This window comes from Metasolibacillus sp. (assembly GCF_025291715.1).
GTDB lineage: Bacteria > Bacillota > Bacilli > Bacillales_A > Planococcaceae > Metasolibacillus > Metasolibacillus louembei.
In genome coordinates this window covers 56,213-73,819 of record NZ_JAMBIZ010000009.1, presented here as the reverse complement: position 1 = coordinate 73,819, position 17,607 = coordinate 56,213, and the positions used below count along the sequence as shown (strand labels likewise).

The 17,607-nt window shown below is 40.1% G+C and carries 14 protein-coding genes; 2 read left to right on the top strand and 12 right to left on the bottom strand.

All coding sequences use genetic code 11. From position 1 onward, the window contains the following. Complete coding sequence (gene fdhD / locus M3Z76_RS08225) at positions 1–798, bottom strand: formate dehydrogenase accessory sulfurtransferase FdhD (protein ID WP_293922366.1); 798 nt, start codon at positions 796–798, stop codon at positions 1–3. Positions 799–810: 12 nt separating this feature from the next. Continuing rightward, positions 811–1,158, bottom strand: coding sequence for a Na-translocating system protein MpsC family protein (locus tag M3Z76_RS08220; RefSeq protein WP_293922363.1), 348 nt, complete (start codon positions 1,156–1,158; stop codon positions 811–813). A gap of 378 nt (positions 1,159–1,536) precedes the next feature. Between M3Z76_RS08220 and fdhF the strand changes: the two genes are divergently transcribed. Both fdhF and M3Z76_RS08210 read left to right on the top strand, forming a co-directional pair. Then, a complete protein-coding gene (gene fdhF, locus M3Z76_RS08215; RefSeq protein WP_293922361.1) occupies positions 1,537–4,470 on the top strand; it encodes a formate dehydrogenase subunit alpha in 2,934 nt (977 codons plus the stop codon). 4 nt (positions 4,471–4,474) lie between these two features. Next, positions 4,475–4,951, top strand: a complete 477-nt coding sequence (locus M3Z76_RS08210) for a helical membrane plugin domain-containing protein (RefSeq protein ID WP_483310151.1) — start codon at positions 4,475–4,477, stop codon at positions 4,949–4,951. A gap of 107 nt (positions 4,952–5,058) precedes the next feature. Here M3Z76_RS08210 and M3Z76_RS08205 read toward each other — a convergent pair whose 3' ends face one another. The 10 genes from M3Z76_RS08205 to M3Z76_RS08160 form a co-directional block, all read right to left on the bottom strand. After that, positions 5,059–5,238: a hypothetical protein gene (locus M3Z76_RS08205; protein WP_293922358.1), complete on the bottom strand. Its 180-nt coding sequence runs from the start codon at positions 5,236–5,238 to the stop codon at positions 5,059–5,061. Between the two features lie 174 nt (positions 5,239–5,412). Continuing rightward, the gene (locus M3Z76_RS08200; protein WP_293922357.1) at positions 5,413–5,703 is read right to left on the bottom strand and encodes a hypothetical protein; all 291 of its coding nucleotides are present in this window, start codon (positions 5,701–5,703) and stop codon (positions 5,413–5,415) included. Between the two features lie 16 nt (positions 5,704–5,719). Then, the gene (locus M3Z76_RS08195; protein ID WP_293922355.1) at positions 5,720–8,317 is read right to left on the bottom strand and encodes a VWA domain-containing protein; all 2,598 of its coding nucleotides are present in this window, start codon (positions 8,315–8,317) and stop codon (positions 5,720–5,722) included. Next, positions 8,301–10,046, bottom strand: a complete 1,746-nt coding sequence (locus tag M3Z76_RS08190) for a vWA domain-containing protein (RefSeq protein ID WP_293922353.1) — start codon at positions 10,044–10,046, stop codon at positions 8,301–8,303. Before M3Z76_RS08190 ends, M3Z76_RS08195 begins: the two co-directional genes overlap by 17 nt. A 10-nt stretch (positions 10,047–10,056) precedes the next feature. Next, a complete protein-coding gene (locus M3Z76_RS08185) occupies positions 10,057–10,932 on the bottom strand; it encodes a DUF58 domain-containing protein (protein ID WP_293922352.1) in 876 nt (291 codons plus the stop codon). Then, a complete protein-coding gene (locus M3Z76_RS08180) occupies positions 10,929–11,924 on the bottom strand; it encodes an AAA family ATPase (protein WP_293922350.1) in 996 nt (331 codons plus the stop codon). Before M3Z76_RS08180 ends, M3Z76_RS08185 begins: the two co-directional genes overlap by 4 nt. Positions 11,925–11,935: 11 nt before the next feature. Continuing rightward, positions 11,936–13,384, bottom strand: coding sequence for a hypothetical protein (locus tag M3Z76_RS08175; protein WP_293922348.1), 1,449 nt, complete (start codon positions 13,382–13,384; stop codon positions 11,936–11,938). A gap of 12 nt (positions 13,385–13,396) precedes the next feature. Then, a complete protein-coding gene (locus M3Z76_RS08170; RefSeq protein WP_293922346.1) occupies positions 13,397–14,242 on the bottom strand; it encodes an ABC transporter permease in 846 nt (281 codons plus the stop codon). After that, positions 14,239–15,174 (bottom strand): ABC transporter ATP-binding protein, encoded by a 936-nt coding sequence (locus M3Z76_RS08165; RefSeq protein WP_293922344.1) that lies wholly within the window; start codon positions 15,172–15,174, stop codon positions 14,239–14,241. Before M3Z76_RS08165 ends, M3Z76_RS08170 begins: the two co-directional genes overlap by 4 nt. Further along, positions 15,174–17,570, bottom strand: a complete 2,397-nt coding sequence (locus M3Z76_RS08160) for a DUF7408 domain-containing protein (protein ID WP_293922342.1) — start codon at positions 17,568–17,570, stop codon at positions 15,174–15,176. Before M3Z76_RS08160 ends, M3Z76_RS08165 begins: the two co-directional genes overlap by 1 nt. Between the last annotated feature and the right edge of the window lie 37 nt (positions 17,571–17,607).

Sequence of the window (17,607 nt, the reverse complement as noted above, 5' to 3'; positions counted from 1 at the left end):
TCATTGTTTTGGTAGCTGGATGCGCTGTGGGTGTGTATAAATATTAAGTGAATTGTATCTTATAAAGCCTACTGTCGTAATACCTAATTGCTCGGCTAATTGCAATGCTAATTCTGTCGGAGCCGATTTCGATAAAACAATGGCACAGCCAATTTTTGATACCTTTAATAAAATTTCAGATGAAATGCGCCCGCTAAAAACGGTAATTTTATCACGCATATCAATTTGTTGTCGCAAACAATAACCGTATATTTTATCGAGCGCATTATGACGACCAATATCCATACGCGTCAATATTATGCCGTTGCGATCACATAATGCGGCATTATGCACACCTCCCGTTTGCTTAAAGGTTAGCGCTGTATTTTGCATCTCTTGCATAAAGCGGAAGCAATCCTCTGTCGTAATTTGGATATTGCTATCCTTCATTGTTTTCGCTGTCAAAGCATCATTGGCAAAAACAAAGCCTTGTCTGCTCATGCCACAGCAAGAAGTAATATAACGCTTATTTTGTATTTGCTGATAATAAGGATTTAATCGCTTTGTTGTAATATGCACGAAGCCTTCCTCCTGCTGATACCAAATATTCTCAATGTCCTCAAAGTTACGTATAACACGCTCAGAGGCTAAATAACCAACGACCATATCCTCGACATATTCAGGTGTACAAACCATCGTCACAAATTCCTGCTGATTAATTTTAAGCGTCACCGCATACTCTGTCACAATCATATCTTCAAGCGTTTTCACTTGCTCGTTATCAACGCGTAAAACCTCTCGTATAACTGCCTTTTCCATCAGTCATCGCCTCTATTCGCTAATAGTATTTTCAAACATAAATACGGAGATTGCGATATCTTCCTCAATTTTAATATCTGTAAACAGATGCAGTAATTTCGTCCCTACTAATTCCTCTAATGCCGTTGGTGGTTCTTTGGCGTATAGCTCCTGAATCATATTGGTACGCGCAGCATGCACTGTTTTTAAGCCTTCTGCTGTACTTGCAATAAATTTTTCCGTCGGTGTTAAATTGCCATACAAAGTCGAAATCGCCATATTGCCAACGAAAACTGTCTGGATACGTTCAGGTCCTTTTCCGAATAAATCTTTGCGCAACTTGCGGATCATATCGTTAAATTCATGTATTTTTTTAGACATATTGCGATTCTCCTTACATCAAATAATTTTGCCACCCTACTAGTTTGTTAATAATATAGTACCTCGAAAAAAATTGAAAGGGAAAAATAAAGGATTGTTCATTCTAAATAAAGGGGCTATAATAAAAGATATACGAATGGGATTGAGATATTTTAATTCATGATGAATTTTAATGTTTGAGTGCTATTGTGAATTAACTGAACAGTAGATTGAGTTTTTAGCACGTTCTGCTAAGAGTTTTATCCACCTTGAATGACTAACATGCAAATAGCGTGTCATTTCTTGGTGGATTTTTTAGTTTCATGCGAAGATGCTAGCGCAAATGAGGGGGTGCACTTCTGAGCATTTTTAGTCGGAGAGAAAGAGGAGGAACTGACTTTGAACAATATTACAATTAACGGCGTAGCATATCCTATAACTGAAGGGGCAACAATTCTTGATACGATTAACCAAAATGGCATTACGCATCCGCAAATTTGCCATGTACCAGCAGTCGATCCAATCGAAACATGCGATACGTGTATCGTTGAGGTTGATGGACAATTAGTGCGTTCATGTTCAACAAAGGCGCAACAAGGAATGAATGTCCAGCTAGCTTCTGCCAAAGCAAAGGCTGCCCAAACCGAAGCGATGGATCGTTTATTAGAAAATCACTTGCTGTACTGTACCGTTTGCGATAATAACAATGGCAATTGTACATTGCATAATACAGCTGAAATGATGGAAATAGAGCATCAAAAATATCCCTATAAACCGAAAGTAGAACCACATGAAGTCGATATGTCACATCCTTTTTACCGCTACGACCCAAATCAATGTATCGCTTGTGGTCAATGTGTAGAGGTTTGCCAAAACTTGCAGGTCAATGAAACATTATCGCTTGATTGGGAAGCCGATAGACCACGTGTTATTTGGGATATGGGCGTTGCGATTAACGACTCCTCCTGTGTAAGCTGTGGTCAATGTGTCACAGTATGTCCGTGTAATGCACTAATGGAAAAAACGATGCTTGGTGAGGCCGGCTTTATGACAGGGCTGAAGCAGGATATGTTAGACCCAATGATTCACTTAATTAAAGAGGTTGAGCCGGGCTATAGCGGTATTTTTGCGATTTCTGAAGTAGAGGCTGCAATGCGTAGCAAGCGCACGAAAAAAACGAAAACAGTTTGTACATTTTGCGGTGTAGGCTGTTCATTCGAAGTATGGACAAAGGGACGCAAAATTTTAAAGGTGCAGCCTTCTGAAGGGCCTGTTAATGCTATTTCCACTTGTGTGAAAGGGAAATTTGGCTGGGATTTCATTAACTCTGAAGAGCGCCTAACAAAGCCATTAATTCGTAAAAACGATGAATTTGTCGAATCCTCTTGGGACGAAGCGCTTGATTTAATTTCTAGAAAGTTAGGGAGCATTCACGAGCAATATGGTTCAGGCTCTATCGGCTTTATTTCTTCTTCAAAAATTACGAATGAGGAAAACTATTTGATTCAAAAAATGGCACGTCAATTGTTCCAAACGAATGATGTTGATAACTGCTCACGTTACTGCCAATCGCCTGCGACAGATGGCTTAATTCGTACAGTTGGTCTAGGTGGTGACGCTGGTACTATTAAGGATATTGCTAAAGCAGGTCTTGTCATCATTGTTGGTGCAAACCCGGCTGAAGGACACCCTGTACTCGCTACACGTGTCAAACGTGCCCATAAGCTACACGGACAAAAATTAATCGTTGCAGATATTCGCAAGCATGAAATGGCAGAGCGCTCCGATATTTTCATGCGTCCAAAGCAAGGCACAGACCAAGTATGGTTAATGGCTGTGACAAAATATATGATTGACCAAGGCTGGCATGATGAAGCCTTTATCCAAGAAAATGTCAATCACTTCGGAGAATTTAAAGAGGTGCTTGAAAAATACACATTAGACTATGCAGAGCAACAAACAGGTATCAATAAAGAGACGTTAATTCACGTAGCTGAAATGATTCGCGATGCAGATGGCACATGTATTCTTTGGGGAATGGGTGTTACACAAAATACAGGTGGTTCTTATACGTCTGCTGCCATCTCCAATTTGCTATTAGCGACAGGTAACTATCGCCGTTCAGGAGCAGGCGCATATCCACTACGCGGACATAACAATGTACAAGGCGCCTGTGATATGGGTACATTACCACATCTTTTACCAGGCTATCAAAAAGTAACAAATGATGAGGAACGTGCAAAATTTGAACAGGCATATGGTACAAAAATTCCTGCACAACCGGGGCGTACAAATATGGCGATGCTTGATGCTATCATGGAAGGTAAAATGAAGGCGATGTATTTAGTTGGAGAGGATATGGCACTTGTTGATTGCAATGCCAACCATGTTGATGAGGTGCTGTCACAATTGGATTTCTTTGTTGTACAAGATTGCTTCTTATCGCGTACCGCACAATATGCCGATGTTATTTTACCTGCTGCTCCATCGCTTGAAAAAGAAGGGACATTCACAAACACAGAGCGTCGTGTACAACGCTTATATCAAGCATTACCAACACTCGGTGAATCGAAAGCCGATTGGGAAATTTTACAGATGGTCGCACGTCGCCTAGGTGCAAATTGGACTTATAGTCATCCAAGTGAAATATTTGCTGAAATGGCTAGCTTGTCACCTTTATTTGCTGAAGCGAGCTATGATGTATTAGAGGGCTGGGGTAGCTTCTGTTGGGGTAGCTTAGATGGTAAAGATACACCTTTATTATATGAAGACGGCTTTAACTTCCCTGACAAAAAAGCACGCTTTTCTTTACAGGATTGGGTGCAGCCTGTGGAATATGAGGCACAATATGACTGCTTAATTAATAATGGACGTATGCTAGAGCATTTCCATGAAGGCAATTTAACAAATAAATCAAAAGGCATTCAAGCGAAAGTGCCTGAAATTTTCGTTGAAGTATCACCTGAATTAGCAAAGGAACGTGGTATTGAAGATGGCGCTCTGCTACGCCTTGTCTCGCCATACGGTGCATTGAAATTAAATGCGCTTGTTACAGATCGCGTTCAAGGTAATGAGCTATTTTTACCGATGAACTCTGTTAGCAAGGATTCGGCAATTAACTTTTTAACAGGTCCAGCTGCCGATATTAACACATCTACACCTGCCTATAAACAAACGAAGGTGCGCATTGAGGTGTTAAAGCCTAAAGGTAAAACGCCACTTCCTAGAACAAATCCGCGTTATAAGCAGCGCCATCCGCAAAATGGTGTTGAAGTACAGCGCAAATGGAATCGTCCAGGCTATGTGCATTTAACAACGAATGGGGGGAATTAAGCAAGTGGCAAAATTAATTTCTACTATTAAAAAAGAAGAGCTCACGACAGAGCAATTGCAGGCACAAAAATTAGAGGATTTAAAGCAGCTTGTTGCCAACAACGAGGATGCGGTGAAGCAAATTTTCACTATCTTAACGGAGTTAAACGACATTGGCGCACTAGAGGCAGCATCAAAGCTTATTGAAGCAAAAGAAGAGGTTGCCCATATCGCATTAGGGCAATTAACACGCAAGCCTATCACAAACATTATGAATAATTTAATGGGTGTGGCAGGAGCATTGTCGGATATGGACCCAGCCACAACAGCAAAGCTGATTGATGCTTTAAACAGTGGGCTAGATGAAGGAAATAAAGCTGTAGAAGCAGATGAAAAAATCGGGGTTTTACAATTAATGAAGCAACTAAAAGACCCTGATGTCAACCGCGCTGTCAATTTTGGCGTCCATTTTTTAAAAGGACTTGGCAAAGGATTGAAATAATATATAATCAAAAAGCGCAAGAAATCAATTGAAAAATTTGATTTCTTGCGCCTTTTTCTTAAAGTTTTATTTTGCATCTTTCATTCCTATTTCTTAGAGAAAATCATTTACTGTTTGTAGCGTAAAAACATAATATCTTGCTCATTTTTAGCAACTTTCAATGTCACATAATCTAATCTTTCATCCTCCTTTACATCCTGTAATCCACCTTTTACCTCCCGCATCTCGCCTTTTAATCCTTGAATTTCATCATACATTTTTTCTAACAAGCTATAAACCTTTTCCACTATTCCCACCCCCACAAAGGAACGTTTGTTCTATTTTTTAATATAATACAAGCCTATTTGACTAGCTTAAAAATTAATATTTACTATTATCCATTATACAATTTTCTAGGGCTAAAACTCGAATGTTAATCATTAGAAAAAGGTGCTAGGAGAATTCATCTCCTAGCACCTTTTTTATCGATACCCTGCCTTCGCTAACACCTGCATAAAGTAAAAACGATACGTGTTTTGCACGAAGCTTTCTAAAGGTAAGCCAACATCTAACTGATATTTTGTAAAAATAAAATGAAATCGTTTATCCCATTTTAAACGTAATAGCTCACCAGCTTCATTGCCATATTTCTCTGTAAATTCTATAATCAAAGGCTCAATCATATGGGCACATTCATTTTTCAAATGGGTTAATGCCTTGATATCCTTCTCTTGCTGAAAACGTCTTATCCACTCATTCAGCTGTTTATCCATTTAACAACCATCCTTTTTATGAGCGTTTTTTCATGCCTTTCAACAGCTGTGCAACATTTGTATCCTCGGCTTGTACCGGTGCTGATTCAACAGCTTTTGCTTCCTTCCTTGACTTAACAAAGAAGCCCCAGCCAAAGCGGCGTATCGTAATATCGATAAAGAATAGCAGCATCCCTGCTAACATTAGCCAGGCAGCAATATTTTGACGCTCAGCACCTTTCGTTGTAAAATCACGAAATACTTCAGTAGGCTCTTCCAAAATAGCGCCACCTGTTTGTGCTGTTAGCTCCTCAAGCATACTATTATTGACAGGCTTCAGCTCGTATTCCGTACTATATGGAACCGTTAAGCCTGCTTGATAAATCGTTTGCTCCTCATCTGCAATACGGAAGAAAATTAGCCCTTGTTCAGTATCTACGGTCGCTCTTACTTGCGATGCAGAAATCATTTCGAGCTGTGTATCCAGCTCCTCTCCCATCTCATTGACAGCGACAATATCTAAAAAGGCTGCTTCATTTGTCGGATCTGTAATCATAAAGGAGCCATCTGCCTCTAAACGAACATCGTAGGCAATATCATTATAGCTTGGCAACATTTGTGACAGCATCGTTTGCCAAAACATGCCCCAATCCTGCCATCTTGCCCAATCGCCTGTCCATTTACCTGTAGAATCAGATGTGAAGGCAAACGTTTTTCCTAGACCATATTGCCATTGTGCAAGCACTGGGTCCTCTTTTTCACTTTCCGCCACAACAATTGCACCTTGCTTCGCTGTTGTACCAATATAAGCATTCATTTGCGGAACGCCTTGTGCGAACAATGCATCCCAGCCGGCTGCACTATAAATTGTCGGATAAAATGGATTATCCTCAATATAAGTACGTGAAATCATTGCAGTTTCTCGTGATAAGATCGAAGGAATTGTTTGTTCATCAATAACATCGTAAAAGCGTCCACTTCCCATTTCACTTAATTGCTGTAGTAATGCTCCATCTGCATCACTACCAATCGCTACTGTAGAAAGCGTAATATTGTTTCCTTTACCTTCCTCAATTAATTCTTCATAATTACCAGGCTGTGATTGACCATCTGTTAATAAAATAATATGCTTACGCTGTAATTGTAAGTCGGCTAAATTTTCATACGCTAATGCTAAGGAACGATAAATTTCTGTGCCGCCACCTGGCGTTACAGATAAAATTGTATCGACCGCCTCATCCTTACTTTGTAAAGGGCCTGTTTCAATAATTTCCCACGGACGATCATCAAAGGCGATAAAGCCTAACGTATCTTCATCACGCAATAACTCTACTGAGCGTGCGGCTGCCTCTTTAGCAAGCTCTAGCTTTGAACCATACATACTGCCAGAGCGGTCAAGTACAATGACAAGGCCTAATGAAGGAAGCTGTTCTTTTCCCTTAATTTCCATTTCAACAGGTAGCAATGCTTCAATCGGTGTTTTAAAATAACCACCTAAACCAAAGCTATTTTCTCCGCCAATCATCGCAAAGCCAACACCGAAATTTTTAACAGCTTGCTCAATAACGAGCATTTTTGCTTCACCGACTAAATGCCCTGGCACATTATCGAAAATAATCGCATTGTATTGCAAGTAGTTAGAAAGGTCATTCGGTAAGCTTTCTGGTGCTATCACATCATGAGCAATTGCCTGTTGACCAAGTGCTGTTGCAATAGGAGATGCGATATCATATCCGTTGACAATTAGTAAGCGTGGCTCACTTTGCACCATCGTAATACTTGTTAGCTTATTATTTTCATAAATCGCATCTTCTCCGACTTGTACGACCGCCTCATATTTCACAAGCCCTTCCGATTTCATGCTATGCTTGTACGTAAAAACATTGGAGCCCTCTGTTAATACAACTACCTCACGATGAATTAATTGGTCATTTTCATAAAGTAAAAGCTCCCCTTGCCCTTCCTCTGTCGCATAAATTTCTGTAACAAGCTGCTGTTGCTCTCCTGCATAAGCCACTTGCGGCGAAACGAAGCTTTTCAGTGATACATCATTTGACACTTTTTGCTGGAATGGTACGACATCAATACTCATCGTAGAGCCTTTAAGCTTTGTTGCAAATTCTAGCACATCACCCTTTGTCTCATTGCCATCTGTTAATAATACAAAGCGCGTTGCCTTTTTTGGATCAACAATGCCTGTCGCAATTTGCAAGCTTTGCTCGATATTCGTTTCACCATTATTTTGTAATGCTGAAAATTTCGGCACTTCTTTTAAATCTGTCGATAAAGTTGCCTCCGTTTGCACAGTGGAAGCAAAGGAATAAATACCTGCTGCTTGATTATCTTTTTTCGATTGCAGGCTTTCGATAATAAAATCAGTTAACTCCTGCTCTGTCGTATTCATTGACGCTGAGCGATCGGCTAAAAAAATCACTTGCTCTTCTTTAATTGGTAGCAAAATATAAGGAGCTGCTAAGGCAAATACAAGACAGCAAACTGCCGCAATGCGAATACATAATACGATAATATGACTCTTTTTTAGACGTTGTCGTTCACGCCAAAATGTCCATATAAAATAAATGAGCAATGGAAGTAATAGCAACAATGCAAGCGGTATATCAATTCGTAAATCCACGACGTCGTTGCACCTCCCATTCTACAACTAACAATAATAAAACAAGCAATACTATCCACGGTACGATGGATGATTTTGATAACTCCTCTTGCTCGTTGTCTGGCAATGCACCAATCGTATAGCTTGTTCCTTCTTCAATTATGCGCTCCTGTGCCTGCAGCTGCACAATAAAGTGCTTCTCCTCATCCGCAGAACGCACAATATAAATATCAGGCTTCATTGGAGCAGTTAAAATACCATTTGTCACAGTCGATAAAAATTCATCCGTCTGTGAATAAACAGACCAATCACTTTGTGCTAATGCGACAACGCGACTCTCATTCGGTGCGAAAATTCCTAATGAGCTTGTAGATTCTAGTAGCTGCTGCTCAGCACTCCACAAAAATAGCGGGAACGATGGATGCAGAGGCCAATCTGTATCTTCAATATCAGCTAAAACAATAATATCCCCTTCAGGCGATAGCTGAATAAATGGCTCCTCACCAACCGTAGCAATCGTTTTATAATTGTCAAAGCTCTCATATAATGCACCAACATAAACATCCTTTAAATTGCTAAAGGCAAACAATGCATCATTTTTCGTATTTACATGGCCTGCTGCCTCAAACTTTTCTACATCATCCCGCCCGAATAAAATGACAGGCTTTTTCATTTCTCCAAGCAATGCTGCTTGATTTGTAACAATAACTGCATCTTTATTATCCGTTAGCTGCAATGCAGGTACCATTTTGACATTTGGCTGTATTGCTTGAAAGCCTTTTTGAATCAATTGATGTAAGCTTTGATCAACAACTAATGCAGCGCTCGTTGTTTGCAGTAATGCGGTTTGTGTATTGTCCACAGTGTAATGATCTTGCGCATCAATTTTGGCAGTAATCGTTTGTGTCACAGGCAGCTCTTTAAAGGTTGTTGTGACGATTTCCTTGGCAGGTAAGGCTACTTTTTCGTTTACTAGCTCCTGATTTTCAGCATCATACAATGTTAATATTGTTTCCTGTGCCTCGTTCGTATCATTGCGAAGCTGTACGAGCGCCATCGCTGTTTGCCCATCTGTCGTTGCAGCAAAGCGTGTAATCGCAATATTTTTTAAATCCTTTGCTGCTCCTTTGACAATCCACTGTACTGTTTCCTTTTCAACTAGCAATTGCATTTTATCAAGTACATCAGTAAAAATGTAAACAGAGGTTGGGACATCTCCAATAAATGCTTGTGCTACATCAAGCGCTTTTGGCATTTGAGCTGTTTCATATGTGACTTGTAGTGCTTGAATTGCCTGCTCAATCGCATTGATATTCGTCTCCTGCTGTAAAACTGCTGTTGGTGCATGCCCTGTTACAATCAACGTTATTGGTCTACCATTTAAATCATTGATAAGAGACAGCATTTCCTGTTTATGTAGCTCAAATGTCGCTTGCTCTTTCCCTGCAAGCATTGTTGCTGACGTATCCACGATAAATACAATTTGTGACCCTGCAATTTTAGATTGCTGAATAAATGGATTCATAAGTGCTAGCATAAGAAGTAGTAATGCTAACAATTGCAAGTAGAGCAACGCATTTTTTTGCAAATGCTTTAAATATGGTGATACGCGTGTTTCCTGCATAATTTCTGCCCAAAAGAGCGTTGAGGAAACGGGTTGATCCGTATATTTTTTACGAAAGAAATAATAAAGAAGGACAATAACTGGAAAGATGGCCGTCCAGCTATAAAGTATTTGACTAAAGCCCATACGGCTCACCTCACCTAATCCAATGTGCTTTTAATAATTGATGGAATATAGCATGCTGCAAGCCATCCTCCACCTTTAATTGCAATTTGCGAACGCCAAAGCGATGACAAATTGCATCAAATTGTTGTTCATGTAATAAACGTCTTTCTGTATATGTGTCTAACACTTTTGTTGACATCGTGACATTGACGTCGTTACCTGTCTCGCTATCAAGCAGACGCATATCTCCCGTATAGTTCGGTGCAAGCTCCTCCGCTGTGACAATTTGAATAATGCGGACATCTCCTGCAAAGCGTGGCAATCGCTTTAATAGCTGCTCCCACTCTTCAATAGGCTCTAAACCATCTGTCAATATAAATAGCACCGTGCTATCCTTTGGCAAGGCTCTTAAAGCACCTTGTGCAAAGCCTCCACTGTAATTCGCTTGCTCAATCGCTGAAACAACTTGGAGAAAAGCCCGTCTATACGTTGCTCCTTTACGGCGAAACGGTGGCACTAGCTCCTCCTGTAAATAAGAAAATGATAGTCGATCATCACGCCCAAGCACCATTAAACCAAGCGATGTCGCAATTTGCCTTGCAAAAAGCCATTTTGCCCCTTCTGCCATTGATTTGGTCGTATCAAGCAAAATATGCACACGCATTTCCTGCTCATCTAAAAAGCGTTTAATAAAATATTTATCTGTTCTTGCAAAGACATTCCAATCGACTTGTCGCACATCATCACCTAAATGATATTCACGAAAATCTGAGAAATCAAGCGATGCTCCGAAGCGCTGCGAACGGTGCGAGCCTTTATGCTGCCCGCGTAATTTGGAGGCCGTTGCTACTTGGAAGCGACCGATTTTGACGAGCCAATCCTCAGGCAAAACATATTTATTTGTCACTTGCTAGCACCTTGCTGCACTTTTTCTAAAATAATATCGATAATATCATCTGCTGTTTTACCAGAAGCCTCCCCTTCATAATTCAACAGCATACGATGACGCAGCACAGGCTTAGCAACTGTTTTAATGTCCGCTACGGAAACATGGAAACGCCCATTGATTAAGGCACGTGCCTTTGCTAGCTTAATCAAACTTTGCAAACCACGTGGTCCGCTACCATATAATGCGTATTGCTTTACTTCATCAATCGCATAATCACCTTCAGGATGTGTTGCAACAATCAATTCTGTCGCATATTCAAGCATTTCATCAGCGACTAACACTTCTTTGACCATTTGCTGTGCTTCAATGAGTTCCACAGCATTCATTATTTTTTGCAAATCAATCTCTGTAGCGCCTGTTGTGCGCTTCATAATTTCCATCAGCTCTTGCTTTGTTGGATATGGCACAAGTATTTTACAAAGGAAGCGGTCCATTTGCGCTTCAGGCAATGGATATGTTCCTTCCATTTCAATTGGGTTTTGCGTAGCTAATACGAAAAAGGGTTGCGCCATTTTTTTCGTGTCCCCTAAAATTGTTACGGTTTTCTCTCCCATTGCCTCTAATAAAGCACTTTGCGTTTTTGGTGTTGCACGGTTAATTTCATCGGCTAATACCATTTGGCTAAAAATGGGCCCTGGCTGAAATGTAAATTGCTGCTTGCCATCTGCTGTACGCTCAATCATGCTCGTTCCTGTAATATCCGCTGGCATTAAGTCCGGCGTAAATTGAATACGCGAAAACGATAAATCCAACACCTCTGAAATCGTGCGAATTAGCATTGTTTTCCCTAAACCTGGAAGGCCCTCTAACAATGCGTGCCCATCTGCTAAAACTGCATATAATGTGTAATCAATCGCCTCCTCCTGCCCAACAATAAAGCGATGAATTTCTTCCTTTACTTGCTGTAACTTTTTGCTCATTTCTGTATATTGCTGTTCCGTAAATGCCATCAAATTTCCTCCTAGCGCGACTCGATTGACGTAAAGTACGATTGTACAACCGATTGCAAATCCTTCGGTAATTGTAAACGCTCCGAGCTCTCTAAATAGCTATCTTTATATGTGCCAACTACTTCTTCATATGGGCGAATATTTCCTTTTAAAACCAGGCCATCCGCTTCTCGCTCCTCAACATGTGTTCCTTCTCCTAATGTCCCTCCATCAGTTGTCGTTTCACTGGAGCCACCGATGCGCTCAGGAACCGTTACTAAATCGCGACTTCCTTGCCCTGTTCCTGCACCTTTGCCGTGTCCTTGACCTGTTCCTTGTCCCTGACCTTGCCCATTACCATTTCCTTGACCCGAACCTGAGCCTTGACCTTGCCCCTTGCCTTGTCCTTGTTGGTTTCCTTGACCTTGCTGACCACCCTGCCCTTGTTGACTACCTTGTCCTTGCTGACCTGACTGCCCCGCCTGTCCTTGCTGACCTGCTTGACCTTGTTGCCCCGTTTGCCCCTGTTGACCAGACTGTCCTTGTTGTCCTTGATTGCCGGACTGATTGTTTTGATTTGTACTATTCGCATTGTTGGCGCTAGCAATTGAATTTTGTAAAGATTTACTTAAAGGCTTTCCAAGCTTGCCCATTGTCGTTTGTGTAGCATTCGCATTTTGTGCTAGTTGCTGCTGAGTTTTAGCTAATTCTTTTAGTTGCTCCACTTCCTGCTCTGTTAAACCTTCACCTGTTTCGCTACCATTTTCCTTTGCCGTTTGCTTATCCTTTAGTTGCTGCTCTTTTAATGCGAGCTCCTTCTGCTTTTTCACCATTTCGCGCAATGCTTCCTCAGCTGTTTTCGAATCCTTTAATTTGCTTTGCAATTCCTTTAGCTGCTCTTTTACTTCCTTGGATTCAGCCTTTTTCTCTAGCTGCGCAACTTCCTTTTTTATATCTTGTATAATGGCACGCTCTTTTTCTGCTTCGATTGCCTCCATTTGCGGCTTAGCAGGAAACATATACATAACCGCTAACAAGCACGCAGTGAGTACTAATCCAATAAACGCTTTAGGTTGAAACAAATTTTTTTCGCGCTGTTTAAATGCTGTAAAGGCCTGCTCCATATTATGCCATGCCTTTTGTAGCAACGATTGCACTAAAGGCTCCTCGTCATTTTTAAAAGACAGCGCTGTCACAAGCTCATTATGCGCAAAATAGCTATCGAGCTTAAATAAAGCCTCCTGCTCACGTACGCGCTTCCACCATATGACGGCAAGTGTCACAACAAGTCCGACAGCAAAAGCTGCAAGGGCAATTTGGCGATAATAAGGCCAAACGAATAATCTTGAAACAATCATGATGACAGCGCTCGCAAGTAAGCCATAAAAGAAGCCATATTGCGCAAGCGGTATGCTTTTTTCTAATAACAAACTTCTTTTTGCACGTTGAATATAGCTTCGTAATTGCTTACGCTGCTCCATATCCATCCCTCCTTATCGATTGCTCTTCATATTGGCACGTAATTTCTTAATGGCAAGCGTTAAGCAAAGTACAATAATAATGCTATAAAAAATTAAATAGGTTACCCAAACTGGTAGTTTAATTCCTGATAGCTCCGCTAGTCCTCTGCCCATTTCAGGCTCAATTAGCGTCAATATTAATGCACCTGGATTAATCGATGCCCAGAAATAAGCCATAAAGGATTGCGTAGAACCTGTTGCTACCCCCATCTGGCTAAATGCTAGTGTAATGAAGAAGAAAAACGCCGTAATACCTCCTAAAAATATGATAGAGCCATATGTCGCAATCATTGCCACAATCGTTCTTTTCGTAATCGTTGAAAACATAACACCGATGCTTCCAATCGCTACAACCGTTAGTAAATAAAAGGAAAAGATTGATGCAATCTGTGATGGCGATACACCGCCGAATAAAAATACTAAGCTATATAATGGCAAGCCTGCTACGAGCATTAATACAAGAAATGCTAATGATGATAGCAATTTACCAACAATAATTTGCATAGAGCTCTGTGTTGTTGTCAGCAAAATATTTAATGTTTGCTTTTCACGCTCGCTGCTAATTGCTCCAGCTGTTAGGCTTGGCGTAATAAACAGTACAAGTGCCATTTGAATAATTGTTAATACAGCAAACATCATAAAGCTTGTATCGGGTCTAAAAAACCCTTTACCTGTAAAGCCTGTTGTAATTAATAAAAAGCCTGCAATAAAAATCGTTAAAACCGCTAAGTAAAAGATTAAGCCTGAGAAGCTTTTAAAGGAACGGAAACGCAGCTTCAGCTCCTTCACAAATACTGGATTATATAAGCGTTCCATCATTCCGTATCCGCTCCTTTCGTAATTGCCATGAAGACATCCTCTAAATCTTTCTCTTCCTCAATTAAAGCATAGATTGGTAAATCTGCTAAAACAGCTCTTTTTAGCAATGCAACTTGCTCCTCATCTGTCCCACGATAATTAAACTCGATTTCTAGCTTGCTTTCGATTAAATCAATTGAAGATATTTTTGGGTCTTCCTCTAAAAAGGCACGCACTTCCTGCAAGCGCTCTGTCACTTTTATCACAATGCGCTTCTCACCTTGAAGCTGCGCTTGGATTGTCGCAACATTGCCATGTGCAATGAGCTTACCATTATCAATCACACCGATTTCATCACACATTTCCGCTAATTCAGGCAGTATATGTGAGGAAATTAAAATGGTTTTACCCATCGTTTTTAAATTGCGCAAAATATCGCGCATTTCCACTCGTGCACGTGGATCTAAACCTGATGCAGGCTCATCTAAAATCAGCACTTTCGGGTCATGAATCAATGCCCTCGCTAAGCATAATCGTTGCTTCATCCCACGCGATAATAAATCCACATATTCATAACGCTTACTCATTAAGTTAACAAGCTCCAGTAGCTGTGGAATTAAAATAGCCCGCTCTGCTGCCGCAATACCATAGCTCGCTCCATAAAAATCTAAATATTCATCTACCTTTAATTGATCGTAAACACCGAAAAAATCAGGCATATAGCCAATTTGCTTGCGCACCTCTTTTGGCTCCTTAACAACGCTTTTTCCATTAATAAGCGCATCTCCAGAAGTAGGTGAAAGCAATGTTGCTAAAATCGAAAAGGTTGTAGATTTCCCAGCACCGTTCGCCCCAACAAAACCGAATACTGTTCCTTCAGCTAATGTTAAATTTAATTGATTTAATGCAATAAAGGAGCCATATTTTTTCGTTAAATTTTGAATTTCAATCATTATTTCGCCACTCCTTTCAGCTCAATATTCGGTAATGTTGTGTCAATTCCACCCTGATTTGTCGTAAAGATTGCCTCTAAACGAATTTCACCAAAGTCATTCATATAATCTTCAACATTGCTTGTTAACTGTACTTTATTTTGCTCTAAAGGCTCATAGCTTTCCGTTTTATTATTCCAAACGGCTAGCTTCATATTAATTGTATCTTTATTGGTAATCGTTATTTCATCAAGCTTCTCAATATGCTCGGTAAAATTAGATGGCAATGAAACGATGATTTCATATGATCCATCAGATAAATACCATTTGTTCATTTGTCGATCATACGGCTCAAAATAACCATTGACTGTTAAAGGGAGCACATCATAGTTTAAATTGCTTTGCTTCATTGTAAACGGTCCAGTTAATTCCACTTTCCCTTCAAATGGCTGTACAAAATAAGAAATCGCTGACATATTTGCTCCTGTTTCCATCTCTACACCTACTAATGCTTGTTCAGCCCATGCGCTAATAATTGGCTGATTATCTTGTGCTGAGACGGAGTCTGTCATTGCTTGTAAACGCTCAATTCGGATTGGATCGATATCTTCTTTTGTTGTTGGGTAAGTATAGTTTGATTGGTTATAATATATCGGCTGCTGCAATGTTGTTAGTTTCACATCTTTTTCAACTGTCATTGTGCCATTTGCTTCAATATCACCTAATTCAACTGTCTTTAAGCCTGATTGTAATGTGACATCCTTTAAATCAAATGGGAAATTATTTTTAATTGTACCTGTTAGCTTTTCATTTTTTAATGTTAAATCAATATCCATCTTGCCAACATCCTGCTTTGCTGTGGCACCCGCAAAAGATTGCACAGACCAGTAGCTTAAATTGCGCAATGTTAGTGTCGTACCATCTGCATGCTCCTTAATATAGGCATGTTCATATAAATTGCTCGCTGCTCCTGTAAATCTACCGTAATTGCGTAAGGCCATCGCAGTTGTATTTTTATCTGTGTTAATAATGAAATCTCCACCGCGATTCGTTAAAATGGATTCAATATAATGACCATTTACACTACCATCTTCATTGACTTTATAAATAGCTGATTGCTGTGCCTGTGGCTGCATAATACGCCCTTGTGCCCCTATAATAAACAATGCTATGGAAACAACAATTGAGACGAAAGGAATAACCCACCAAGCATGCTCACGTTTGTCTAGTTTTTTCAAAACAAAGTAAAGAATAGGTCCAATAAAAATAATGTAAATAATAATAACGATTAACGTAAAGCCCATCGATACTTCGAATGACGGGAATAATTCATTAAACGAGCGCATATCGTACATCATTCGTTCCAATGGTGATTGATTGTACATTCCCATACTATTAGAATTAGAAATTTTTTGGAGATTAAATAGCTTTGCTGTTAACGCTGCATAACCATCCATTGAGGCAAGCGGCTCATCCCCTAGTGAAAAGGCCGATTGAATAATCTCTCCACTACCTACTTTTTTGCTCGCTGCAAGCACATTGTCTCCATCAGCAAATATAGGCAAGCTGCCTTCACTCATCGTCGCTGCATATGCTTGGATAGAGGCTGAAAAATCCCCACCATTGGCTAAAGCTGATAACGCTTCTGCTGGCACCGTTACCATTTCATTTGATAACGTTAATGGCAAATAATCCTTAAAAATGCCAGCCGCTGTATTGATTTGCTCCATTGCACCAACCACAAGCGTACCACCATTTTGTACCCATTTTAGTAATGCATCTTGCTGCTTTTGCGACAAATCTGCAATGGACACTTCATCAAACACTATAATGTTCGCCATAGACAAGCCTAGTGGGTCCTCTGGCAATGTATATTCTTTAATTTGATTTAAGTGGAATACTTCCATTTGACTATTCATTGAATATTGCGATAGCTTGATATATTCACCAAGACGGTCACTGCTGTTTGTAACAGTAAAAATAAACGTCGACATTGGGTCTAAAAAATTTGTTTGTAGACGCTTCGTTCCTTTATATTTTACTTTCTTATCCTTTTCAATTCCGCCTTCAAAGAAGGTGAATATCTCCTCATCTGAGTAGCTGTAATCTGTTAATCCATTTAAATATAATTCAAATGTTTTTTCCTCACCGCTCGCAATAGACACTGGAATAACAAGTGCTGTAGCTGCCTCATAGGAATAGGAGGCATTAATCACCATATCCCCGTTAAAATCATCTCCGCTATTTTTAATCGTCACATACAAAGGCGTCGGCTGCATGTGCTTTGCTTTGCCATTAATCCCTGCTTTCGCATTTACTTCTAATGCAGGTGCTGCACTCGCTTGTCCAGCTGGGAAAAACATGCTGACCATGAGCATCATGACTGCTATGTATGCTGCAATCTTTACCTGTTTCAAAAACTCAACCCCTTTTCATTAGTTACTATACATAATT